22 protein-coding genes are annotated in these 24846 nt (G+C 64.5%); 4 read left to right on the top strand and 18 right to left on the bottom strand.

The features are described from left to right. Positions 1 to 8: 8 nt before the first annotated feature. The 18 genes from P0111_05735 to bamA form a co-directional block, all read right to left on the bottom strand. Positions 9 to 1010, bottom strand: a complete 1002-nt coding sequence (locus tag P0111_05735; protein ID MDF0643510.1) for a glycosyltransferase — start codon at positions 1008 to 1010, stop codon at positions 9 to 11. Between the two features lie 4 nt (positions 1011 to 1014). Beyond that, on the bottom strand, positions 1015 to 1860 hold the full coding sequence (locus P0111_05730) for a glycosyltransferase family 2 protein (GenBank protein ID MDF0643509.1): 846 nt from the start codon (positions 1858 to 1860) through the stop codon (positions 1015 to 1017). 13 nt (positions 1861 to 1873) lie between these two features. Then, entirely contained in the window at positions 1874 to 2626 is a 753-nt protein-coding gene (locus P0111_05725) for a glycosyltransferase family 2 protein (protein ID MDF0643508.1), read from the bottom strand. Between the two features lies 1 nt (position 2627). Continuing rightward, positions 2628 to 3788 (bottom strand): glycosyltransferase family 4 protein, encoded by a 1161-nt coding sequence (locus P0111_05720; protein ID MDF0643507.1) that lies wholly within the window; start codon positions 3786 to 3788, stop codon positions 2628 to 2630. Further along, the gene (locus tag P0111_05715; protein MDF0643506.1) at positions 3785 to 4828 is read right to left on the bottom strand and encodes a glycosyltransferase family 9 protein; all 1044 of its coding nucleotides are present in this window, start codon (positions 4826 to 4828) and stop codon (positions 3785 to 3787) included. The genes P0111_05720 and P0111_05715 overlap by 4 nt, the downstream gene beginning before the upstream one ends. Before the next feature lie 37 nt (positions 4829 to 4865). Continuing rightward, positions 4866 to 6593: a lipopolysaccharide heptosyltransferase II gene (gene waaF / locus P0111_05710; protein MDF0643505.1), complete on the bottom strand. Its 1728-nt coding sequence runs from the start codon at positions 6591 to 6593 to the stop codon at positions 4866 to 4868. Next, positions 6586 to 7665, bottom strand: a complete 1080-nt coding sequence (gene lpxK, locus P0111_05705; protein MDF0643504.1) for a tetraacyldisaccharide 4'-kinase — start codon at positions 7663 to 7665, stop codon at positions 6586 to 6588. Before lpxK ends, waaF begins: the two co-directional genes overlap by 8 nt. Positions 7666 to 7671: 6 nt before the next feature. Continuing rightward, positions 7672 to 9027 carry a 3-deoxy-D-manno-octulosonic acid transferase gene (locus P0111_05700; protein ID MDF0643503.1) on the bottom strand — a complete coding sequence of 452 codons (1356 nt, stop codon included), beginning with the start codon at positions 9025 to 9027 and terminating at the stop codon, positions 7672 to 7674. A 118-nt stretch (positions 9028 to 9145) separates the two neighbouring features. After that, positions 9146 to 9778 carry a lysophospholipid acyltransferase family protein gene (locus P0111_05695; GenBank protein ID MDF0643502.1) on the bottom strand — a complete coding sequence of 211 codons (633 nt, stop codon included), beginning with the start codon at positions 9776 to 9778 and terminating at the stop codon, positions 9146 to 9148. Further along, on the bottom strand, positions 9771 to 11489 hold the full coding sequence (gene msbA / locus P0111_05690; protein MDF0643501.1) for a lipid A export permease/ATP-binding protein MsbA: 1719 nt from the start codon (positions 11487 to 11489) through the stop codon (positions 9771 to 9773). Before msbA ends, P0111_05695 begins: the two co-directional genes overlap by 8 nt. A 14-nt stretch (positions 11490 to 11503) precedes the next feature. Next, positions 11504 to 12634, bottom strand: coding sequence for a lipid-A-disaccharide synthase (gene lpxB / locus P0111_05685; GenBank protein ID MDF0643500.1), 1131 nt, complete (start codon positions 12632 to 12634; stop codon positions 11504 to 11506). A gap of 16 nt (positions 12635 to 12650) precedes the next feature. Further along, positions 12651 to 13610: a Gfo/Idh/MocA family oxidoreductase gene (locus P0111_05680; protein ID MDF0643499.1), complete on the bottom strand. Its 960-nt coding sequence runs from the start codon at positions 13608 to 13610 to the stop codon at positions 12651 to 12653. Beyond that, positions 13607 to 14470 (bottom strand): UDP-2,3-diacylglucosamine diphosphatase LpxI, encoded by an 864-nt coding sequence (gene lpxI / locus P0111_05675; GenBank protein MDF0643498.1) that lies wholly within the window; start codon positions 14468 to 14470, stop codon positions 13607 to 13609. Before lpxI ends, P0111_05680 begins: the two co-directional genes overlap by 4 nt. Further along, positions 14467 to 15276, bottom strand: a complete 810-nt coding sequence (gene lpxA, locus P0111_05670; protein MDF0643497.1) for an acyl-ACP--UDP-N-acetylglucosamine O-acyltransferase — start codon at positions 15274 to 15276, stop codon at positions 14467 to 14469. Before lpxA ends, lpxI begins: the two co-directional genes overlap by 4 nt. Positions 15277 to 15365: 89 nt before the next feature. Next, positions 15366 to 15815, bottom strand: a complete 450-nt coding sequence (fabZ, locus tag P0111_05665) for a 3-hydroxyacyl-ACP dehydratase FabZ (protein ID MDF0643496.1) — start codon at positions 15813 to 15815, stop codon at positions 15366 to 15368. A 128-nt stretch (positions 15816 to 15943) separates the two neighbouring features. After that, positions 15944 to 16474 carry an OmpH family outer membrane protein gene (locus P0111_05660; protein MDF0643495.1) on the bottom strand — a complete coding sequence of 177 codons (531 nt, stop codon included), beginning with the start codon at positions 16472 to 16474 and terminating at the stop codon, positions 15944 to 15946. A gap of 46 nt (positions 16475 to 16520) precedes the next feature. Then, a complete protein-coding gene (locus tag P0111_05655; GenBank protein MDF0643494.1) occupies positions 16521 to 17078 on the bottom strand; it encodes an OmpH family outer membrane protein in 558 nt (185 codons plus the stop codon). Positions 17079 to 17101: 23 nt separating this feature from the next. Then, a complete protein-coding gene (gene bamA / locus P0111_05650; protein MDF0643493.1) occupies positions 17102 to 19540 on the bottom strand; it encodes an outer membrane protein assembly factor BamA in 2439 nt (812 codons plus the stop codon). Between the two features lie 195 nt (positions 19541 to 19735). On the opposite strand from bamA, the gene galU reads away from it, so the two are divergent. The 4 genes from galU (at position 19736) to P0111_05630 (ending at position 24834) form a co-directional block, all read left to right on the top strand. Further along, positions 19736 to 20647, top strand: a complete 912-nt coding sequence (gene galU / locus P0111_05645; GenBank protein MDF0643492.1) for a UTP--glucose-1-phosphate uridylyltransferase GalU — start codon at positions 19736 to 19738, stop codon at positions 20645 to 20647. A 73-nt stretch (positions 20648 to 20720) separates the two neighbouring features. Next, positions 20721 to 23225 carry an endopeptidase La gene (gene lon / locus P0111_05640; GenBank protein ID MDF0643491.1) on the top strand — a complete coding sequence of 835 codons (2505 nt, stop codon included), beginning with the start codon at positions 20721 to 20723 and terminating at the stop codon, positions 23223 to 23225. Between the two features lies 1 nt (position 23226). After that, positions 23227 to 24288 carry a thiamine-phosphate kinase gene (gene thiL / locus P0111_05635; GenBank protein ID MDF0643490.1) on the top strand — a complete coding sequence of 354 codons (1062 nt, stop codon included), beginning with the start codon at positions 23227 to 23229 and terminating at the stop codon, positions 24286 to 24288. Positions 24289 to 24303: 15 nt separating this feature from the next. Further along, the gene (locus P0111_05630; protein ID MDF0643489.1) at positions 24304 to 24834 is read left to right on the top strand and encodes a DUF2062 domain-containing protein; all 531 of its coding nucleotides are present in this window, start codon (positions 24304 to 24306) and stop codon (positions 24832 to 24834) included. Positions 24835 to 24846: the final 12 nt, after the last annotated feature.

The raw sequence follows: 24846 nt of genomic DNA, 5'->3' as shown, positions 1-24846 counted from the left end.
TCTCGCGATCAACTCAGGCGGGATGCGGCAGGAGGACCAAGTCTGGCGAACTGCCGGCGATACTGTTCGACGACCAGCTGCGGCGGCATCCAGAGCCGCCGCCACGCGCTCAGCCGATCGAGCTCCAGTGCGAGTTTCTTGAACGGCTTGCCGAACCGCCGGGTGACGGATTCTCGGAGGCCGGAACGGGCGAAATCCTCCGGCTTGCACCAGAGATCGGCCTGCTCGCGCTGGTCCCATTTCTGATCGATCGACCACCGTTCGTGCGTACAGGCGAACGGCTCCCGCTTGCTCTTGACCGTCGCGCGGATGAAATGATGCACGAACGTGGCGCCGAGCACCATGCACCGGCGCAGGTCTCCGGTGGTGATCTCCCGTTTGCGCAACGTGTAATAGAGATCCCAATCGGCCGCCTGCACTCGTTCGTCCAAGCCGCCGATCTTCTCGTAGGCCGAGCGGCGGATCATGACGCAGGATCCGACGATGCCCTCGAAGACCGTATCGGCGAAGGCCCGGTGGACCTCCTCGCAATAGCGCTCCCAATCTCCGTACATGGCCTGTACCATCGTCCGGAGCCGATCGAGCGGCTTCCCGCTGGACAGGCGCCCCTGGCCGATGGCGGCCCAGCGCCCCTGCATCCAATCGGTCAAGGCCGGGCTCGGCATCATCTCCAACCCCAGCGGTGAGGCCACGTCGAGCCCCTGCCGATCCATGGCCTCGACGAGCCGGCCGTTCCAGCCCGGGGCAACGTAGAGATCGTTATTGATGTGACACAACACATCGCCGCGCGCCGCGCGCGAACCGAGATTCATCGACTCCGGATAACAGAGGTTCCGGTCGTTGCGGATCACCCGGCACCCGCCCGCTTCGAAAAACTCGGGGGAGCCGTCCGTCGAGTGGTTGTCGATGACGATCACCTCGTAAGGACCGGTCGTATAGGCCTTCACGCCCTCCAGGAAGAGTTGGTTGTGGCCCAGCTGGTTGTGCACGGCGACGATGATGCTCAGCATGTTCCTAACCCCGAAATCCCCGCTTCAGGACTTCGCGATAGAACCGCGGGTTGAGCCACCGGCTCCGGCGCTCGGCCCAGCGCTTGGCCAAGCGGATCCGATCCTGCATCACGGCCGGATGCCGGCCCGAGAATTCCTTGAGGACCGCATAGTCGTCGAATCGGAAGGCGTCCTGCCGGTAGAGTCCGGCCTGGTCTGCTGGAGGGCTGTCCCCGTGATGGCGGCTGATCTGGTCCTTGACCTTCGCCAGCATCACCTTCGGATCCTTGACCCAGCCGTAGTGAAAAATCCGCGCGCCGGACCAAGTGAGCCATTCCTTGGGGCCGCTCTGCAAATACTGTTGCGTCGGCTTGAAGTGAAACCCCACGGCGTCGCCGCAGGACTCGACCTCGCCGTTGTTCCGGATGGCCCGCACCGCCTTGTGATAGAACCAGGGATTCGTGGACCAGTAGTCGGCCACGAAATGCAGATAGCGGAACAGCAGGCCTTTTACGGTTCTATTGTCGAACTGTTCACGCATGGCGCGACGAAGTGCCGGCAGGTCGTCCTCGTGCATGACTTCGTCGGCCTGCATGTAGAGCGCCCAATCGCCCTTGCAACGGGCGAGCGCGATGTTCGTCTGCTGCGAATAGATCAGCCCGTCCTTGCGCAGCGTCTCGTCCCAGACCGATTCGACGATCGTGATCTTGGGATCGCCGATGGAGCGGATCAATTCGAGCGTGCCGTCGTCGCTGCGTCCGACGTTCACGATGAACTCGTCGCAGATCGGCAGCACGGAGCGGATGGACTCTACCACCGGGTAGTCGTATTTCACCGCATTGCGACAAAACGTGAAGCCGCTGACTCTCATGATAGGTGAAGGTTCAATCTCTCTTCGTGAGTTCCCAGAACTTCGCGTATTTCATGACGGTGTAATAGGCATAGAGCCCGGAAAGAATCAACCCCGGCATGCCGTCGAGAAAGCCGCGCCGCTGCACGTACATCTTGGCAAAGGCGGCGAGCGGATGGGTGACGAGCTGCAGGCTCGAAAAGCGGCGGCCCTGTTCGACCATCCGCTCGGCCATCAGCGTCGAATACCGGTTCTGCTTCTGGATGTAATGGTCGATGTCTCGGAACGGATACTGGAGGGCCGGCTGCGTCAGATGCGCGACCGATCCATCACACTCGAAACCTTCATGGACCAGCTCGTCCCGGTACCGGAAGCGGCGCTTACGGAACAATTGCGGCTGGCGGTAGTCGGGATACCAGCCGCAATGCTTGATCCAGCGGCCGAGAAAGTAGTTCTTCCGCGGGACGAAGTACGCGTCGGCCCCGGGCCCCTGCTCGAGCAGGCGGCGGATTTCCTCGCGCAATTCCGGCGTCATCCGCTCGTCGCTGTCCAGGCTGAAGATCCAGTCGTGCGAGCAGTAGGCTAGGGCCTGGTTGCGCAGCCGGCCGAATCCGTTGAACTCGACCTGGTAAACCTTGTCCGTGAATTCGCGCGCGATCGCGGCCGTGCGGTCGGTGCTGTGGGAATCGACGACGACGAGTTCGTCCGCCCCTGCCGCCGACTCCAGGCAGGCCCGCATGTTGGGCTCGTCGTTGTAGGCGATCACGTAGACGGAATAGCGGGCCATGTCAGCCGTCCCGCTTGGGAGTCGTACTCTGCTCCGGATTGGACGCCGGACCCTGCGGCAGACTCTGCCCCAGGCTCTGATAGACCGCTTCCATCCGGTCCAGCATCTTGTCGATGGAGTAGCACCGTTCCACCAAGGCCCTGCCGTTCGCGCCCAGACGGGATCGCAGCCCGGCATCGCTCAATAAGCGGGCGATCCGATCCGCCAATGTCCGGCCGTCGCGCGGAGGAACGACGTAGCCGGTTTCGCCGTCGATGACGACGTCGGGAATGGAACCGACCGTCGTGGAGACGACGGGGAGGCCGAGCGCCAGGGCCTGCATCAGTACTTGCGGGATCGTGTCTCCTTCGACCGACGGGATCGCGAAGACGTCCAGAGACCGGAACACCTCCAGCAGGTCGTCGCGGAAGCCCAACAGTCTGATCCGCGACGCCCATCCCGACTGCTCGATCCGGCGGCGGATCGACTGCTCCTCCGGACCTTCGCCGACGATGACGAAGGTGACGTCGTCGCGCTGCGCCGCGATCCGCCCGGCCGCCTCGATGAAGTACTCGTGCCCTTTGTACGTGCGCAGATAGGAGATGATGCCGACCAGCAGATGCCCCGGCGGGAGCCCCAATTCGCGCCGGAGGTCACGGACGGGAGGCGCGGGCCGAAAGTGCGCGACGTCGAGTCCGATCGGAAAGGCGGCGACGCGTCCCGGCTCGAGGCCGTCGCGCTCGACCAGGTCCCGCCTGGTCCGCTCGCCGCCGGTCACCACCACCATGTCGAGCAGCCGGCGGTACAGCAGCTGCGTGGTCATGTTGCGGTTGAGCGGCGTGGAGATGTGCCGGATCCGGATGATCTTCGGCCTGGGCTGCAGCAACCGGACTGCGATGCAGCCGATCCAGCTGTCGCGGGAACTGTTGACCTGGAGGATGGCCGGACGCTCGCGGTGCATGAGCCGCCGCATCGCGAGGATCGCCTGCGGATACCGATTTCGACGCATGGAGAGGAGCGTGACCGGGAGGCGCCTCTCTTCCGCCATAGCGGCGATCGGGCTGCCCGGTTCGAGGATCAAGCGCAGCCGGTGGCCTCGCTTCGCCAATCCTTCCGCGTGCAGGAGCACAGCCAGTTCCTGTCCGCCGACCGCCGTGCTGGATTCTGAAATGAAGAGGTTCACAAGGATCGTGCCGACCGCCGAGGGAGACTTGCCACAACCGAGAAGGCCCGGTCAACCGTAATGTCGGTCAGGCAGACGAGCGGCTGGGAATTCGAGCAGGTCCGGCTGAAGCAGGGGCTGCAGGGCACCGGATGCATAAGCACCGCATGGTCGGTCCCGTAGGGTCCGGTGCGCAGCGGACTGGTCGGACCGAACATCGCCGCCACCGGCGTGCCCACGGCGGCGGCGATATGCATCGGCCCGGAATCATTCGTGATCAACAGCTCGACCCGACTCAGCAGGGCCGGCAACAGGCCCACCGGCAGCGCGCCGCTGAGATCCAACGACCGGGCCTTCATCAACCCGCGAACCTGCGCGACCTGCGCCCGCTCGTCCGACCCGCCGATGAACAGGACGGAGCCGATGTCCCGCTGGACGACCAAATCCGACAGCGCGGCGAATGAGGCGATCGGCCACCGCTTCGTGAGCCAGCGCGCGGATACGTTGACCGCGATGAGCCGTTCCCCGGCCGCCCAGCCCGCCTGCCGGAGAACCCGCTCCACCGTCTCGTGATCTCGGTGGGGAATCCGGAACTTGAATTCGGCCGGGCGCGCATCCGCTCCCAACGCCTTGGCCACCAGAAGATACCGGTCCACGGCATGCATGTTGGGATGCGGCACCGCCACACGTCTGGTGTAGAGCCAGGGGCTGCCCTCGCGCGCGTTGGCGAACCCGATGCGCTCGGGCGCGCCGCTCAACCGGCCCATCATCGCGCTGCGGAACAGGCCCTGCAGGTCGATCGCAAGATCGAACCGGTCGGCGCGCAGCGCCGGCACCAGCGACAACCAGCCCTTGACCCCCGGCTCCACTTCCCACAGGTGATCGACTCCGTCGATCCGCTCGACCAGCCCCGCCCACTGCCGCTTGACCAGCCATCCCACGGTGGCGTCCGGGTGAGCGCGCCGCACTGCCGCGAGCGTGGGCATGGCATGCACGATGTCGCCGAGAGAGCTGGGTTTGATGAACAAGATGTGCTGATAGGCCGTCATGGGTGCGCGCATGGGTGTGTCATAGACACCGGAGTGTCCGGCTCGATCGTCATCCGGCCGACCGTTCGCCGGCCTGCGCCGGAGTTCCGGCGCGCAATTCCGCATCCGTCAGAATCCATTCGGCCGCCTCGCTTATCGTCCGCGCGATGAAATCCGGCATCGCCCGCTCGGCCCTGAGCTGCTCCTTGACCGCCTCATCGATCGGCCCCGGCACGAGGAGCACGGATCTCGCGCCGACGACGTGGGCCAATTGAATGTCGCGCGCGTGATCGCCGATGAGATAGGACCGGCGCAGATCGACCTGCAGCTCGGCCACGGCCCTATCCACCATGCCGCGCGCGGGCTTGCGGCAGCGACATCCGTCGTCCGGGTGATGCGGACAGAAATAGATGGCGTCCAGCGCCGCATCGTCCGCCTCCAGCAAGCCCTGCAGCCGCGCGTGGAGAGCCTCCAAATCCTTAAGGCTCAAGAACCCGCGGCCGACACCGGATTGATTGGTCACGACCACCAGGCGCGCACCCGCCGCCTTCAGCCTGGCGAGGCTCGTCGCCACACCGGGCAAGAGCCTCAATTCCGCGGCGGATCTCAAATAGCCTGTATCCTCGTTCAATGTGCCGTCCCGATCAAGAAAGACCGTGACGCCGTCGAGGACAGGCCGAGGGCTGGACCGCTCCGCCGCAACCGGGCCCGGCGACGGCACCTCCGGCCTTGCAGGAGCGGAGCCGGGAGCGCGGATCAGCTTGGCCGCCGCCTCGTAGACCTGGTCGGCCGACACCCCGGTCATGCAACGATGATCGATCGGACATTCGCGCAGGAGGCAGGGTGCGCACTCGACCGGATGCCGGATCAAGGCATGGCCGGCGCCGGAGGGAGACGTCGTCCGCCAGTCGGTCGGGCCGAAGACGGCGACGATCGGCACACCGAACGCCGAGCCGATATGCATCGGACCCGTGTCATTGGTCACGAGCACCCCGCACCGCTTCACGGCCGCCATCAACTCACGGATCGTCGTCGCGCCTGATAGGACCATCGACCGTCCGGTCAAGCCGGCGGCGACGCTCCGCCCGAGCGCCTCCTCCCCTTTCGCGCCGAGAATCAGCACGGCCGCCGGCTTTCCCTGCGATTCCTCCAGCCGCCTGGCGAGCCGCTCAGCCACGTGCGTGAACCGCTCGGGCAACCAACGCTTGGCCCCTCCGTACGTGGAGCCGGGATTCACGCCGATAACCGGATCCTGCGCGCCGATCCCGGCTTGCATCAGTCGCGCGGCCATCGACTGATCCTCCTCCGGCGTGACCCGGAGCTCCGGCTGGAACGGCGCGCCGGACACACCGAGGGGCTTCACCAGATTCCAATAATAGTGAACTTGATGGACCAACGTGCCGGGATCGGGAGGCGCCACCGGCTCCGTCAGCAGGGCACTGCGGCCGTCGGTCGCGTAGCCGTACCGCCGGGGGATCCCGGCGAGGAACGTGATGAATGCCGCCTCGAACGCATTCTGGAAGAGGACCGCGAGGTCGAACCGTTCCCGCCGCAGGTCTCCGGCCAGAGTCCACTTGCCCGTCAGTCCCGCATGACGGGTTCGGTCCTCGTAGACGACCAGCCGGTCGATCGCGGGGTGCGCCTGGAAGAGCTGCGCGACCGCCGGCTTGACCAGCAGAAACAGCTGCATGCCCGGCCACAGGCGCTTCAAACCCCGCAGCGCCGGCTCACACATCACGGCATCGCCCAGCCAGTTGGGTCCGCGGACCAGCACTTTCTTCGGTGTTCCGTCAGGCATGTACCGTCCCCGTCCTGCCTGCCGACGCCTTCGCGATCAAGGCTTGGAGCTCCCGCTCGCCCGCGACGATGTTCGTCCCGAGGCGGACGGCCCACCACCCGCGGTCCGCGGACGTGAGCAGCGGAGCGAGCTTGCCCGCATCCTTTTCAGTCGTCACGATCACGTCCGCCTTCGTCGCCGCCGCTTTCGCACGCACCTGGTTCACGTCCTCGCCCGTATAGCGATGATGGTCCCGATAGATCATATGTTCGAGCGGTGTCATCCCCAGCCGGATCGTCATGGCATGGAACGAGGCAGGATCGGCGATCCCGCTGCACAGCACCGCCGTCTTGCCCCGGCACCAGGTGAGCGGCTGCTGCGAGCCGCTCGTGACAGAGACCAGCCCTTCCGGGCGGAACACCGCCTGTGCCACAGGCGTGGCGGCGGTGACCGGACGAAGCAACTCCGCCACGGCCGCCGCCTGCTCCGCGCGATCCGCCTTGGTCACAACGATCATGGATGCGCGGGCCGCCGCATCGATCGGCTCGCGGAGCCGGCCGGCCGGAAACACCGCGCGCAGACCGTCGGCGTCCGTCGCATCGACGAGCAGAAGATCCACATCGCGCTCCACGGCGAGATGCTGAAACCCGTCGTCGAGCAGAACGTAATCGACGGGGAACCGGTCCAGGACCCAGCGGCCGAGCTCGTAGCGGTCGGCACCGACCGCGACGACCGCGGCGGGACAGCGTCGCGCCATCAGATAGGGCTCATCCCCCGCCTCTTCCGAAGCAGCCAGCAGGCTCGCGCCGTCCGAGACGACCAGCAACGGCGCCGACCCTGCGCGCCGGTACCCTCGGCTCAAGATCGCGACCCGTTTGCCTTCTCCCGACAACCAGTCGGCCAAATGGATGACCAGCGGCGTCTTGCCCGTCCCTCCGAGCGTGAGGTTGCCGACGCTCACGACCGGCACGGGCAGTTTCCGTCTGCTCAGCCAACCGCGCAGATACAGCGCCGCACGCATCCGCCCCGCCAGGCCGTAGAGCCAACCGGCCCAGAGCAGCCACCACCGCACCTGTGACCCTGGGATGAACACAACCTGTTATCGTCCGGCCATCAGCGGCAGCTGATCGGGAGCCGCTGTCGGTTTCCGGTGCCCGGAGGCGGCGCACAGCAACCCATCCACCGCCTCAACCGTGGCCTTCAGCGCGCCCCGGTTCTGCTCGACGACGGAGCGAGCGGCAGCGCCGATGCGCGCGCCTTCGTCCGGGCGATCGAGCAGCTGCTCGATCCGGTTCGCCAACTCCTCGCCGGTCACGCGCAGGCCTCCGCCCGCCTCCAACAGCAACCCCGCGATCTCAGCGCAATGGTCCGTGTAGGGACCGAAGAGCACCGGCTTGCCCCACAGGGCCGGCTCGAGCAGGTTGTGGCCTCCCACCGGCACGAGCGTGCCGCCGACGAAGGCGACCGCGGCTTCCCGGTACAACGCAGCCAATTCGCCACGCGAATCCAGCAGGATGGCGCGCGGTCCCGACCAGGCCTCCTGTCGATTCCCCTTCATGGCGGTCCGTCGCCGCACCGGCAATCCGCGCGCGCGCAGCATCGCCTCCACCTGTTCGGCCCGTTCGATGTGTCGGGGCGCCAGGAGCAACAGCACCGACGGATGGCGCGCGACGACGGATCGATAGGCATCCACGAGCGCTTCCTCTTCGCCCGGATGCGTGCTTCCGGCGACGATCAACTGCTCGTCCTCCCGCAATCCCAAACTCACGCGGACCGACCGGCTGTCCGTCGACTCCGGAACTGGTTGATCGAACTTGATGTTCCCGGTTCGTTTCACCACGTTGGCGTCCGCTCCGAGTGCGACGATCCGTTCCGCATCCCGGTCCGACTGCATCAGGCAGAGGCTCAAGGTTTCGAGCATCGAGCGGTAGAACGACCGTACGGGCTCCCACTGCTGACGGGCGAAGGACCGGCTCGAAAGCCTCCCATTGACCAGCACCGTGGGAATGCCGGCCCGGTGCAGGCGTCGGAGAAGATTCGGCCAGAGCTCGGTTTCTACGAACAGATAGAGTGCGGGACGCAACCGGTCGATCATCCCTGAGACAACCCACGGAAAATCGAGCGGCGCATAACAGTGCTCGGCCACTCCGCCCAGCCGCTGCTCCACCGCCTCGCGGCCTGTTTCGGTGACGGTCGATACGGCGAATCGGTGGTCCGGATGCCGGCGGTGCAATTCCTTGACGAGCGGGGTCACCGCGACCACTTCGCCCAGCGAGACCGCATGGATCCAGACGAGCGGCCGTCCGTCCGGCCGGATCGGCGGCGGCGTGAAGCCGAAGCGCTGCGGCAACCCGCGCCGGCAACGTTGCTTGGCCAGCAACAGGCACAGGATGACGGGCGCGGCGAGCAGGAGCAGCGAATTGTAAAGGAGGTACCACATTAGACGACTCGTCATGCGTCAATCGTCATGCGCCGATCGTGCCTATCGCCTCGGTCGCGACCCTGCTACGACCGTCGGTTGACGCGTGGCGGCTGACGGAGCACGGCTTCATCGGCTTCGACGGTAAGCCGGTTCAGCGCGACCTCCAGTTCCACCCGCTTCGCTTCAAGCTCCTCCGGGCCTGCCGCGCGGGACACCCAGAGCGGCCCGCCCCACAGAAAGAGCCCGCGCGACCAAGGCCAGGGGAGCATGAACCGATCCCAGCTCGCGAAGAGTTTTTTTTTGAGCAGGCCGCGGTGATCGGCACGATCGGCAACCCGGTCGCCCTGGCCAACTGGATGACGCCGATCTTCGCCACCTGCGCCGGACCTTTCGGGCCATCAGGCGTCACGACCAAATCCGCGCCTGAATGCCCCAGACGGATCAGTTCGCGCAACGCCTCCACGCCGCCTCTGGTGCTCGAGCCCCTCACGGCAAGGAAGCCGAAGCGTTCGACGATGCGCGCGATGATCTCCCCGTCCTGATGCTGGCTGATGAGCACGTGCGCCCGCTCACCGCGGTAGGCGAACGGCATCAGGAGCTGGCGCGCGTGCCAGAACGCGAAGATGGCGCGCGTGCCGGCTTGATACAGCTGGTCGGCCGCTTCATGCCCTTGGCTCTCGATGCGCATGGACCGGCCGAGGCATCGGATGACCCAGGCGCCGACCGGAGGGACGACCGACAACTTGACCCACCGTTCGAGCCGTTTGCCCGCGGCGCTACTCAAGGGGCACATCCTGGAACTGCATCGCATGCAGCCGTTGATAGTGGCCGCCGCGGCGGAGCAGTTCCTCATGGGTCCCGACCTCGACGATTCTCCCCCGGCTGAGCACGACGATGCGGTCCGCACGCTGGATGGTGGACAACCGGTGCGCGATCACGACCGTGGTGCGGTGTTGCATCAGGTTTGCCAGGGCGAGTTGGACGACGCGCTCCGATTCCGTGTCGAGCGCCGACGTCGCTTCGTCGAGAATCAGCAGCGGCGGATCCCGGAGAATGGCGCGGGCGATGGCCAGCCGCTGCCGCTCGCCGCCCGAGAGCTTGACGCCCTTCTCTCCGACCACCGTGCGGTAACTCTGGGGAAGCCGCTCGATGAAATCGTGCGCGTAGGCCTGCGTGGCTGCCATCGCGATCTGCTCGTCGGTGGCGTCCCGCCGTCCAAAGGCGATGTTGGTGCGGACGGAATCGTCGAACAGGACGACATCCTGCGACACGATGCCGATCTGCGCACGCAGCGACGCCAGCGTGTAGGACTGGATATCGATGCCGTCGATGAGAATACGGCCGGTCGTCGGCTCGTAGAAACGGGGCAGCAGATTCACGAGCGTGGTCTTGCCGCTCCCGCTGCTACCGACGATGGCGACCATTTCACCGGCACGGATGGTCAGGTCGATGCCGGTGAGAGCGGGCACGCTCTGCCCTTCGTAATGGAACGTCACGTCCTCATAGGCCACGGACCGGGTGATCGGAGGCAGCACCAGCCGGCCCCGCTCGATTTCCTGCTCCGTCTGAAGATCGATGACACTGAAGACTCGCTCGGCCGCCGCCAGCGCCTGTTGGATCGTGTTGTTGGACCCGGACAGCCTCCGGATCGGCGTGTAGGCCATGAACATCGCCGTCAGAAAGGAAAAGAACGAACCGGGCGTCATGGCGCCGCTGATGACGAGGTAGCCGCCGTACCAGACGATCGCCGCGACGCCGACCACACCGATCACTTCCATGTGCGACGAGCCGAGCGAGGACACCTGGATGGCCTTCATCGTCGTGTTCAGGAACGCCTTGTTGCTGTCCTTGAACCGCTGCGCCTCCGCCTCCTCCCGACCGTAGGCCTTGACCATGCGGATGCCCGCCAACGTCTCCTGCAACGTAGACGCCATGTCCCCCATCCGCTCCTGGCCGCTCGCGGCGAGCGCGCGCAGGCGCTTGCCCATGCGCACCATGGTCACGACGGCGAGCGGAATGACGACGATCGAGAGGCCGGCGAGCTGCCAGTTCTGGTAGAAGATCACGCCGAGCATCGCGAGGAAGGTGAGACCCTGCTGGAAAATATCTTTTAAAACGCCGGCCACCGCGTTGGCCATGAGCGTCACGTCGTTGACGACGCGCGACACCAGGCGCCCGGACGTATTCGTATCATGGAAACCGACCGGCAGGCGAATCATCTTCCCGAACAGTTCCTGACGGATGTCGGTGATCACCTGGTTGCCGACGTAGTTCATGAGGTAGTTCTGACCGTAGTTGAACGCGCTCTTGAGGACCGACACGAGGAACAGCGCGAGCGGCAGCGCGAGCAGCAGCCCTTCGTTCTTGTTGATGAAGATCTCGTCCAGCACCGGCTTCACCAGCCAGGCGTAGGCTCCGGAAAACACCGCCACAAGGGCGGAGCAGACGAAGGCCGCGAGCAACCGCAGCCGGTACGGCTTGAGGTACCGGACCAACCGCCTGAACCGGTCTAAACTCGACATTCGTCCAACACCACCCGAGCGGCCCGCCTGGACGCGCCCGGTTCTCCCAACGCGCGATGCACCTGCCGCAGGCTGTCCTTCATCTCGCCGTATGCCCGCCGATCGTTCGCCAGGCGGTCGGTCTCCCGGATCAGCCGTTCGGCCGTCGCTTCGTCCTGAATGAGTTCAGGGACCACCGACCGGCCGGCGATGAGATTCACCAGGCCGATCCACCGGACCCTGATCAGGCAGCGCGCCAGCAAGTACGTGGGCAACGTGGTCTTGTACAGCAGGACCATCGGAGTCCCGACCACGGCCGCCTGCAGGGTCGCGGTGCCGGAGGCGATCCATAATATATCCGAAGCGGCCATGACTTCGCTGGACTGGTCCCGTACCACGGTCACCGGGATGGAACTGCCATGCAGTCGTTCCTGGATCAGCGCGTCCTGGATCGACGAGGCCTGCGCAAGGATGAACTGCGTCTTCGGATTGCGGGCGAGGAGCTCGGCGGCCGCCTTCAACAGCACCGGCATGAGCAGTTCGACTTCGGCGACCCGGCTTCCCGGCAGGAGCCCGACGACCGGGGCTTCCTGGTCCAATCCAAACCGCCGGCGCAACGCCGGTCGATCGTACTGTGCGGCCACCGCATCCAGCAGCGGATGGCCGACGTAGGTGCAGCGGATGCCGGCCCGGCGGTAGATCTCCTCCTCAAACGGCAGGATGACCACGACGTGGTTGACCCGCCGTTGGATCCAGTTGATCCGGCGTGGCCGCCAGGCCCAGATCTGTGGAGCGACATAATAGAGTACCTTCTGTCCGGCGGCCTTGGCGATCCGCGCAAAATGAAGGTTCAAGGCGGGATTGTCGATCAACACCACCAGATCCCAGCGTTCGGAACGCAGCACGCGCCTGATTGCGCGGATCCGCTGGACGATCGCCCGCACCGCCGAGAGGCCGACCAGGCCCATCACGTCGAGTTGCGGCACTCCCGGAATCAGCGCCACGCCCGCGGCTTTCATGCCGGCGCCGCCGATGCCGACCAATCGGGCCGAAGGATCCAGCGAGAGCACCTCCTTCGCGAGGTTGGCTCCGTGCAGATCACCGGAGGCTTCGCCGGTCACGATCAGAATGCGCGCCATGGTAGAAAGGTCAACCTCAACCTTTCTCGACTTGGTGGCGTTCAGTGAACGCTTCGATCGCTTTCAATACCTGGTGCGCCAGATCCAGCGCGAGCGCGCCGTCCTCACCGGACACGATCGGACGCCTGCCGGTCCTCGCGGATTCGAGAAAGGACGCCAGTTGCAGCTTCAGCGGCTCCTCGTCCCCTCCTTGCATCTGCTGGACGACGATGGAAGGCCTGGGTCCTCCCTGCTGCTCCCGGCGGCACACCATGCCCTGGCGCGTCTGAAAATCGATCGACACGTAACTGTCGCGCTGAAAGACCCGGAACCGGCGCATCTTGTTGGTCGAGACCCGGCTGACGGTGAGGTTGGCCACGCACCCGCCCTTGAACTGGATCCTGGCATTGGCGATGTCCACGGTGGACGACAGCACCGGCACCCCGGCCGCCCGCACTTCTTCGACGGGACCGGGGTTGAACGACAGAACCATGTCCAGGTCGTGGATCATCAGATCGAGCACCACGTCCACATCGGTGCCTCGATCACTGAAGCTGCTGAGCCGGTGACATTCGATGAAAGCGGGACGGCCGATGTGCGGCCGCATCACCTCCATGACGGGATTGAAGCGCTCGCTATGGCCCACTTGAAGACAGAGGCCCCGCTGTTCGGCCAGCGCGACCAGTTCCTGGGCCTCCGTCGAAGTCACGGCGATCGGCTTTTCCACCAGCACGTGCTTGCCCGCCGACAGACAGGCCTTGACCACCGCATGGTGCGCCGAGGTCGGGACGGCCACGCTCACGACGTCAACCTGAGACAGGAGTTCGCCGAGGTCGGGAAAGACTCTGGTGCCCAGCTTGTCGGCGATGACCTTGGCTCGGTCGGGCGAGAGGTCCACGATGCCGGCCAGCTGCGAACCGGGAATCGCTCCATAGAGACGCGCGTGGTGCTGTCCCAAATGGCCCACGCCGATCACGCCGGCCCGCAAGGGATTCATGTCGCCTGCTCGCCTCCGTTCGGTCCCGTGGTCGCCAGTCCGACCACGACGATGCGGGACTTCTGGGCCTGCTGCAACATCTGCTCGCGGTCCAGGAGGATCGTCCGGCCCGCTTCCACCGCCAGCACCGAAGCCTTGACCGCCGCCATCACTTCGATCGTCCGCGGGCCGACGGCGGGCAGGTCGAACCGTAAGTCCTGCTGCGGCTTGCACCGCTTCACGACGACGGCCCCTTCCTTCGCCAGCTGTCCGCCGCGCCTGATCGCTTCGTCCGTTCCCTCGACCGCCTCGACCGCCACGACCACCCGGTCCTTGATCACCACGCACTGGCCGATATCCAGAAGGCCGATCTCCTGGGCCACATCCCATCCGTAGCGGATGTCCTCCCACTGTTTCGAGTCCGGTTCGCGCGTGGTCAACGTCCCCTCTTCCGCCAGAATGCCGTCCAGTCCGAACGTCGACTCGCAAATGGAAATCCCTTCACGCTCGAGCTCCTTGGCGATTTCGCGCAGGATATCGTCGTCCTTCCAGAGGGCGAGTCGGGCGGCGAGCGCGAGCGCGCGGAAATCTGGCCGCACAGTGGTGAACACATGGGTCTTCTTGATCCCGCCCAGCATGACCGCCTGCCGGACCTGGTCGCCCTGAAATGCCTTGATCAGCTTGTTCAGCTGCCCGATCTTGATCCAATGGATCCGGTCCACGTGCTCGGCCAGGGCGGGATCCGTCTCGCCTTCGTGCGCAACCGCGGAGATGTGATACCCGAGCTTCCTGGCGTTGTCGGCAAAGATGATCGGAAAACGGCCGTTGCCGGCGATGAGCCCGAGCCGCTCGCCGTCCCGGAGTTCCGGCGTCTTGGTCACATGTCCTCCGACTCTTGCCCGTGGACGACCGAACGGCAGATGCCTCGCTTGGTGCCCTCGAGAAACGCCAGCACGGTCATGACGTCCGGCTGATCGTTGAATTCCGTCTTCGCGAGCTTCGCCGCTTCGGCGGTCCGGTGGCCGGACCGGAACAGCAAGTCATAGGCCCGCTTGAGCACGGAGATCCGGTCGGCCGAGAAGCCGTGCCGGCGGAGGCCGACGGAGTTGAGCCCGTACATCCGCGCGCGATAGCCTCCCGCGGCCCGCATGAAGGGGGGCAGGTCCTGCCCCAAGGCGCAACAGCCGCCCACCATCGAATAGGCCCCGATGCGCACGTACTGATGGATGCCGCTCAGGCCGCCGATGATCGCATGGTCGCCGATGGTGATGTGGCCGGCCAAACTCGCCGCATTGGCCAGAATAAGATGGCTGCCCAGATGGCAATCGTGCGCCACGTGCACGTAGGCCATGAGAAAATTGTTGGAGCCGATGGTCGTCTCGCCGCCGCCCTGGATGGTGGCCCGGTTGACGGTCACGTATTCGCGGAGGATGTTGTCGTCTCCGATGACGACCCGGGTCGGCTCCCCCTTGTACTGCAGATGCTGCGGCGGGCTTCCGACCGAGACGAAGGGATGCAGCTCGCAGCGTTCGCCGATCTGCGTCCACCCTTCGACGCTGACGTGGGAGAAGAGCGTCGTGCCCTTCCCGATGGTCACATGCTCGCCGACGACGCAGAAGGGGCCGACGACCACGTCGGCGGCCAGTTTCGCCTTGGGATGAACGATGGCTTGTGGATGAATCTGCACGCGCTACCTCCAGTCGACGTTGATCGTCACTCGCACATTCTTGATCACGCACGGGCTGAGCCCCGGCTCCCTGACGCACGTGGAACGATTCACGTCGGCGCCTGCTCCTCGGTCACCATGGCGGTCACTTCCGCTTCACAGACCAGTTCGGTCTCCACGAACGCCTTCCCCTGCATCTTCCAGAACGGCGCCCGTTTCTTCACGACGTCGATCTCGAACCGCAGCCGGTCGCCCGGCACTACGGGCTTGCGGAACTTCGCTCCGTCCACCCCGGTGAGATACACCACGGGCCGCTTGCTCTGGCCCATCGACTTGAACGCCAGCAGCCCGCCGACCTGGGCCATCGCCTCGAGAATCAGCACCCCCGGCATCACCGGCCGGCCGGGGAAGTGACCCTGGAAAAACGGTTCGTTGATCGTGACGTTCTTGATTCCCACGATCCGCCGGTCCGGGTCCAGCTCCAACACCCGGTCGACCAGAAGAAACGGATACCGGTGCGGCAAGAGCGCTTGAATGTCGGCCTGTTCCATTACGGACATCGTCGCATCCTCCATACCAAGCTTCGCTTGAGCCGCTCGCCTCGATCAAATGCGAGCGGATAGTTATTATAGATGGCAGTGCGGGACCCGCTCTTTCTACACGATCGCCTCATCCCCTATTTATTCTGCTATTTATTCTGCTTGTCGAATTCCTTCACCACTTGATCGGTCAAGTCCAGCGCCGGCTGGTGATAGATGACGATCCGGATCGCCCCCTCAGTTCCCTTGTCGATGATGGCGACATACCCTTCGCGCTGCGCGACGACACGGGCGGCGTCCTCGACCTTCTTGGCATATTCGGCGACCGTTTCCCGCTGCTTTTGCTGGATCTCCCGGTTGAAGTCGGCCAGCCGCCGCTGGTAGGCCTCGATCTTCGCCTGGAATTGGCCCTGCTTCTCCTGCTTGGCCTGGTCGCTCATGTTGGGATCCTGGATCGACTGCTCCAGCTCCTTCAACTCCTGATCGTCGGAATTGATGATCTTCTGCCGGGTCGCGGAGTAGGCCTTCAGCTCCTCCATCGCGCGGTTGCCCGCCTTCGATTTTTCGATGACGACCTGCTGGTCCATCACGGCCACCCGCAACGACTCGGCCGCCCAGACCGGCGCGGCCGCCATGGCCGCGACCATCACCGTCAACAGTGTGCCCCATCCGATGCTCATGAAATACTCCTCCTCTCGCTTGTCCGTCTCACGCTCGTCCCGCCGCTCACGGGTAGACGCGGTTGAATTCTTCGATCGCTTCGCCGGTGATGTCCAGCTCAGGTTCCCCATAGATGGCCGGACCGCCCTTGCCCTTGTCGATCACGACCTGGAGGCCGTGCCGCTTCGCCACCTTGCCGACCACGATCTCCACCTTGTCGCGAAATCCGTCAAGCACATCCTTTTGCTTTTCCTGGACCTCGCGGTTGAGCTCCCCGGCCTTTTGCTGATACTCGGCCATGCGCCGCCGGAAGATCTGCTCCCGCTCGTTCTTGGCGGCCGGACTCAGCACGCTCGCCTGCTTGATGAAGTCCTCTTCCATCCGCCGGAGTTCCTTTTCCTCGATCTCGATCAGCGCCTGGCGGCTCTTGGAGAAGGTGGTCAGCGTGTCCTTGGCCTTCTTGCCGGCGTTCGATTCGTTGAGCAGCTTGGTCGGATCGACGAGGCCGATTCGTCCTTCGATCTTCGTGCTGGCGCATCCGGCAATCGAGCCGATGGAGACGGCCAGGCAGAGCAGCAACGCCGCCTGTACTCGGCACAATCTGTGCGGGAGGATAGTAGACATGTCGCGTGTTCCTTTTGCCTAGACTAGAATAGAGAGCCGATGGTGAACTCAAACACTCCCTTGCGCTCGCCCGGCCTGGGATCGAGATTGATGCCGTAGGCCGCGCGTAGCGGGCCGAACGGCGAGATCCACCGCCCTTCGAGGCCTGCGGCAGGCCGGAGATCGAACGACACCTGTTCGCCGGCGGCAAACCCTTTTCCATAGTCGAAAAAGATGACGCCGTTCAGCTTGGCCTCCGACGAGATCGTGAAAATGAAGTCGTTGTTAAAAATCAGCTCGCGTGCGGCGCCCAAGAGCGATCCGCTTTCGGTCACGGGTCCCGCCCGGCCGAACACAAAACCGCGCATCGTGTTGATGCCTCCGACGAAGAAGAGCTCCGTCAGCGGAACAGGCTTGCCGTGGAGCCCCTCGGCGGCGCCGTACCGCGCACGGAAGGAGAATCGCGTGTCCATCGGCAACGGGGTGTATTTAATCACATCCACGAAGTACTTGATGAAATTGTTGGTGCCGCCCAGGTACGGCGTACCCAGGTCGAAGCCGACGCTCGTGCGCCATCCGGTTCGCGGATCGAGATAGTAGTCTCTGGTATCCCGCGCGAGCGAGGTGCGGAACCCCGTCGTCGTCTGGGTCCCCAACTGCTGCAGCACCACTTCCGGGGCGCCGGCGATCGGATCGCTGAAATTGAGCTGCTCCGCCACGAGACTGAAGCTCCCCGTCACGTACTCCGAGAGCCACCGGCCGAACGTGATGCTCGCACCGGCCTTTCGCTCGAAATAGGTGATGTAGTTCGTCATGCTCCGGAAGACGTCCAGCTGCATGGACGTAAGTGAATCGTTCAGGTACGGATTCCGGAAGGTGATCAGGCCGAGGGTGCGCTGCTGGCCGAGCTGGCCGCGGATTCGGCCCATCCAGCCGTTGCCGCCGATGTTGCCTTCGGTGATGTCGGCGATGGCCACCAGCCGGTCCAGGGTGCTGAACCCGCCGCCGACGCTGAACTGCCCCGTCGCCTTCTCCTTGACCCGCACGTTGAGGTCCACCTTATCCGCGTCCACCTGCTGGGGCAGGATTTCGACGGTCTCGAAGAAATTGAGGTTATTCAGCCGCTGGAAACTGCGCTTGAGAGACGGTGTGTCGATGACGTCCTGCTCGTCCACGCGCAGCTCGCGCCGGATGACGTTGTCCTTGGTCTTCTCGTTGCCGTTGATGTTGATTTGCCGGATCCGCATCATCTCGCCTTCCCTGATGTTCAGGGTGATGACGGCGGTCCGTTCTTCCGGTCTTGGCGTGACGTTGGGCACGACGTCGGCGAAGGCGTAGCCCTTGCTGCCGTACAAGTCGGTCAGCCGGGTGACCTCGTCCCGGATCTTCTGGCGCTGGAAAATTTCCCCCTCTTTGATTTTCAGTTTCTCGCGCAGCTCCGGCTCCTCGAACACCGTGTTGCCGCGGAACGCAACCTCAGCCACCGTGAACGGTTCCCCTTCGACGATGGGATAGGTCACGTTGAACCATTTCTTGTCCTCGCTCAGCTCGACCGCCGGCAGGCCGACCTGGGCGTTGAGATAGCCGCGGTTGAGCAGGATCTCCTTGATGCGCTCGACGTCGTTGTTCATTTCCTCGCGCTTCAGCACCCCGGCATCGGAGACAAAGGACGGCAGCTTGAGCTGGGTGACCAGACCGTACCAGGGCACCCATTCCCGGGTCGCCATCACTTTGAACATCTCGTCCTTGGTCGCCGCGCGCAGCCCCTCGAAGTTCACCGTCTTCACTTTGGCCTTCTCGCCCTCCTTGACGAAGAACGTCAGCCGCTTGCGATCTTCGTCGAGGGTCTGCACGACAGGGATGACTTGGCAATCGAAGAACCCGTCTTCCTGGTACGCCAAGCGAACCTTCTCGGCGCTCTCCTTGGCCTGTTGCTGGTCGAGGAACGCCTGGTTCTTGATGGTGATCTTTTCCTTCAGCTTGTCGTCGCTCAGCTCCTCGTTCCCGTCGAAGACGATCTCCGTGATGAACGGTTTCTCGCGCACCAGGAACGTGAGTCCGATGCCCTCCGCCACGGATTCCGTCTCGACCTGAACGTCCTCGAAGTAGCCGGTATCGTACAGGATCTTGATCTGCCCGCGGACGTTCTCCGGCGTGTAGGGGTCGCCCACCTTCAGCGTGAGCCGACCGGCTATGGCTTGCAGCTCGATCTTCTTGTTCCCGCGAACGTCGATCGAGGTGACTTTGATCCCGTTCGACTGGGCTAGAACTTCGACCGCCAGCGCGACGCCGCACAGCAGAGCGACCAGCAGGAGCCAGGTTGAATCGGCTGCGAGCCCCTCCCTCACTGATGTGATGCTCCATGCATAGACGACCGACGCGATCAGCGCACACTCCACCGGGCTCGAACGTGTAACGGCAACCTGTGTCGGGGCTTCCGTCGCAGGCAACGTCGATCCAAAACCATTGCTGACGGCGGCCATGAAGGTAACTGAGCTGAGAAGCCGATGTGTTCGGCGCCGACGCACCCTCACGAACGTTCCGCGCAAAACTGATGGATTATATGAAGCAAGTATTTCAATGTAAAGCGGTTTGGGCCGGTCGGCTCGTCGCGGCGCGCGGCCCGCGCCGATGACGCATTTCTTGACTTCACCTACCCCATCACATACTATCAACTCATGTCGCGTTCGAACGTCCGCAAGGCCATCATTCCCGCCGCGGGAATGGGCACCAGATTCCTCCCCGCCACCAAGGCCTCGCCCAAGGAAATGTTACCGCTGGTCGACAAGCCGCTGATCCAGTACGCGGTGGAAGAAGCCGTCGCCTCCGGCATCGAAGACATCATCGTGGTGACGGGCCGGGGCAAGCGGGCCATCGAAGACCACTTCGACCGTTCGGTTGAATTGGAAGAAAATCTCAAGGGCAACGGCAAAGCCCAGCTGCTCAGCCAGATGCGGCACATCTCCAATCTGGCCAACTTCTGCTACGTCCGGCAATCCGAAGCGCTCGGCTTGGGGCATGCGGTGCTCTGCGCGCAACGGCTGATCGGCGACGAGCCGTTCGCCGTCATCCTCGGCGACGAGATCATCGACGCCCAAGTGCCCGGGCTGGCCCAGCTCATCCACACCTACAAGCGCCGGAACGGCGCGGTGCTCGGAGTCCAGGAGGTCCCCCACCAGGAAGTGAACCGCTACGGCATCGTCTCTCCGGGAAAGCTCGCCACCGGACTGCACCGGGTGCTCGACGTGGTCGAGAAGCCGTCGCCCGCGGACGCGCCGTCGAACCTCGCCGTCATCGGCCGGTACGTGCTGCCTCCGGAGGTGTTTCCGATCCTGCGAAAGACCAGACCCGGCAAGAACGGCGAGATCCAGCTCACGGACGCCCTGAAGGAGCTGGCGCGCGCCCAGCCGATGTACGCCTTGGAGATCCAAGGGCAGCGGTACGACGCCGGCGACAAGCTGGGCTTCCTCATCGCGACGGTGGAGTTCGCGTTGAAGAACCCCGCACTCGGCTCGGAATTCGCCGACTACCTTCACGCGCGGATGACGCCCCGGAAGGGACAGCGCCGACCCCGCGCCCGCAAGGGCTGACCGCGCCGCCGATTGCTCCACCAGACCTGAGCTACCATAGTCGAGAACGCACGGCACCATAGAGACCACATCCATGAGCGATTCAATCGAGCAGGAACTGACTCCGCCGCAAAACGTCGAGATCCCCGACCAGCTGCCGCTGCTTCCTGTGCGCGACATCGTCGTCTTCCCGTACATGGTCCTTCCCCTCTTCGTCGGGCGGGACATGTCGATCAAGGCGATTGAAGCGGCCCTGGCCGGAAATCGCATGATCTTCCTCGCGACCCAGAAGGCGCTCGACGTAGAAAACCCCACGCCGGACGACATCCACGCGATCGGCACGGTCGGCATCATCATGCGGATGCTCAAGCTGCCGGACGAGCGCATCAAAATTCTCGTGCAGGGCATCTCCAAGGCCAAGATCTCCGGCTACATCCAGACCGATCCCTACTATTCCGTGCGGATCGAAAAACTGTCCGAAGCGAAGGTCGCCGGCTCGACGTTGGAAACCGAGGCGGTCATGCGCACCGTCAAGGAGCAGATCGAGCGGATCGTGAGCCTGGGCAAAGTGCTGATCCCCGACGTGATGGTCGTCATCGAGAACCTGGAGGATCCGGCCCGACTCGCCGACATGGTCGCTTCCAACCTCGGCCTCAAGGTCGAAGTGACGCAGGCGGTACTCGAGATCACCGATCCCGTGAAGCGGCTGCGCAATGTGAGCGAGATCCTCTCGAAGGAAATCGACGTGCTGTCCATGCAGCAGAAGATCCAAGCCCAGGCCAAAGGCGAAATGGACAAGACGCAGCGCGAGTATTTCCTGCGGGAGCAGCTCAAGGCGATCCAGAAGGAGCTGGGCGAGCTGGACGAGCGGACGGAGGAGATCGCCGAGTTCCGCAAGCGCGTCAAAGAAGCCAAGATGCCGGAGAAGGTCCTCAAAGAGACCGAGAAGCAACTCAAGCGGCTGGAGAAAATGCACCCCGACACCGCGGAATCCGCGACCGTCCGCACCTATCTCGAATGGATGGTCGAGCTGCCCTGGTCGAAAAAGTCGAAGGACAACCTCGATCTGAAGGCCGCGGCCAAGGTCTTGAACGACGACCATTACGATCTGGAAAAGGTGAAGGAACGGATCCTCGAGTATCTGGCCGTCCGCAAGTTGAAAGAGAAGATGAAAGGCCCGATTCTCTGCTTCGTCGGTCCTCCCGGCGTGGGCAAGACCTCGCTCGGCAAGTCCATCGCCCGAGCGCTGGGACGCGAGTTCGTCCGGATCAGCCTGGGCGGAGTGCGGGACGAGGCGGAGATCCGCGGCCACCGCCGCACCTACGTCGGCGCGCTGCCGGGCCGCATGATCCAGGGCATGAAACAGGCCGGAACAAGCAATCCGGTCTTCATGCTCGACGAGATCGACAAGGTCGGCATGGACTTCCGCGGAGATCCCTCGGCCGCCCTGTTGGAAGTGCTGGACCCGGAACAGAACAGCTCCTTTACGGACCATTATCTCGGCGTGCCGTTCGACCTGACGGAAGTGATGTTCATCACAACCGCGAACCTGATCGATCCGATCCTTCCCGCGCTACGAGACCGAATGGAAATCATCGAGATCCCCGGCTACACCGAGGAGGAAAAGCTGGGCATCGCGCAGAAGTATCTGATCCCGCGCCAGCTCAGCGAGCATGGGATCACCGAGAAGCACATCAAGATCTCGGAGCCGGCCATCCGGCAGATCATCATGCACTATACGAGGGAGGCCGGCGTCCGGAACCTCGAGCGCGAGATCGCCAACGTGATGCGGAAGGTGGCCAAGAAGGTCGCTGAGGGCAAGGGCCTGGGCTTTCCGGTCAATCCCGGCAACCTGCACAAGTACTTGGGCGTGCCGAAGTTCGTGCCGGAAGCCGAATTGGAAAAGGACGAAATCGGCGTGGCCACCGGTCTGGCCTGGACAGAATCCGGGGGCGACGTCCTCTATATCGAAGCCACCATCATGAAGGGCAAGGGAGCCCTGACCCTCACCGGGCATCTGGGGGACGTGATGAAAGAGTCCGCCCAGGCGGCGCTGAGCTACGTCCGTTCGCGGGAGAAAAACCTCGGCATCAATCCCGACATGTTCAGCAAGCAGGACCTCCATATCCACGTGCCGGCCGGGGCGATTCCGAAAGACGGGCCGTCCGCCGGCATCACCATGGCCACGGCGATCGCTTCCGCCATGGCGCAGATCCCGGCCCGGCGCGACCTGGCCATGACCGGCGAGATTACGCTGCGCGGGCGCGTGCTGCCGATCGGCGGGCTCAAGGAGAAGATTCTCGCGGCCAAGCGGGCGAAGCTCATGACCGTGATCCTGCCGAAACGGAACCGGAAGGACCTGGACGAGATCCCGAAGCACATCTTGAAGGGCATCCAGCTCGTCTTCGCCGACACAATGGACGAGGTCATGAAGGTCGCGCTGCGCAAGCCGGTCAAAACCTTCCGCACGTCGAAGACACCCCAGTCGCCACGGGAACAGCCGCGCAAGCCGCAGGCCGCCGCGATGACCCACAAACGAACCGGCCGGTCGGTCGGCGTCCACTCCGGCGTCTCGGCCGGATCGCGACCGCCGCGCTAGCATGGCATTGCCGGCCGGGCGCAAGGCACGCGCTTCGCTCCGTGAATTCGACCTGATCCGCTCGCTCCGCCGGCTCTGTGCAGGCCGCGACGCATCACTACGACGCGGCATCGGCGACGACACGGCCGTAACGGCGGGTCCGCCCGGCTTCGACATGCTGCTGACGACCGACCTCCTCGTCGAAGGGGTGCACTTCGATCGACGGACGGCCACCTTGCTCGACATCGGCTTCCGCAGCGCTGCGGCGAACTTGAGCGACATCGCGGCAATGGGCGGCGCACCGAAGTACCTGCTGATCGCCTTGGCCCTTCCCGACAGCGCGACCAGCCGTCAGGTGCGGGAGCTGTATCGAGGCATCACGGCGGCCTGCCGGCCGCATCATGTCCTGGTGATCGGGGGAGACACCTCCGCGTCGACCGGCGGCTGGTTCATCGGCGTGACCGCCACAGGGATGGTGGAACGAGGACGGGCGCTGCTGCGTAACGGCGCGAAGACGGGCGACGCGATCTATGTCACCGGCACACTGGGAGACTCGCTGGCCGGCCTGGCCTTGGCCAATGAACGCATCGGTCGCACCCGCCGGAGGTCTCGGGTCAAGACCCTATCCTCCCGGCGGCGGCAGTTTTTGCTCAAGCGGCATCTGCGGCCGGACCCCCGTGTGGACGCGGGCCGATGGCTCGCGACAGAACGGCTTGCGACCGCGGCCATCGACCTGTCGGACGGTCTCTCGGGAGACATCCGGCACCTCTGCGAAGAAAGCCGGGTCGGCGCGGAGATCGACACGACCTCGCTCCCCCTGTCGCCTGCTGCTCTGGCGTATGCGGAGGCGACCGGGTCGGATCCGGTCCGGATGGCGCTCGCCGGAGGCGAAGACTACGAACTCTTGTTCACGACGCCAGTACGGCTGTGCGGGCGGCTCGAACGAACGGCGCGGCGAAAGGGATTCCACCTGACGAAGATCGGAACGATCAGGCCGGCGCGCTTCGGCATTCTGGCCCGGTCGGCCGAAGGCCTGCGGCCGCTCCCGATCACGAGCTACCGGCACTTTCACTCACCGCGCTGAGTCCACCGACGAATCATGGCGTCCTTCCGCTCGCTCGTGCGTCAGCTCCTTCACCTGCAGGAATCGCCTGGGCGTACCGCCCTGGCCTTCGCGGTCGGCATCGCCATCGCCTTCTGCCCGTTCTACGGCCTGCACATGGTACTGGTCGTCTTCTGCACCTGGGCCTTCGGACTGAATTTCGTCGCGCTGATGGCCGGCGCGTTGGTCAACAATCCCTGGACGATCGTGCCGGTCCTCGGGGCCACCTACTGGACCGGCGCGCTGATCCTGGGCCGGACGGAGGTGCCCACCTTCGATTGGCACGACCTGAGCTTCACAGCGATCTATCAACAAGTCATGCCCTATGCCGTCCCCTTTGTGCTCGGAGGGACGATCTTGAGCCTGATCGGAGCGCTGCTGGCCTACCCGCTCGCCTACTATCTGATCAGCAAGTACCGCCGGCCCGGCCATGGGACACTGCACCAGCCCATCCAGCCGGCGGTGGTCCATGCGCCGCTGCGGGCGCCTCACCCCGAGCCATTGCCGCCCCGCGATCCGCTGGGCTAAGATGAAGTCGCC

Origin of the sequence: Nitrospira sp. (assembly GCA_029194535.1) — a bacterium.
Lineage (GTDB): Bacteria > Nitrospirota > Nitrospiria > Nitrospirales > Nitrospiraceae > Nitrospira_C.
The sequence above is the reverse complement of the archived record's forward strand: the minus strand, read 5'-3'. Positions and strand labels throughout refer to the sequence as shown.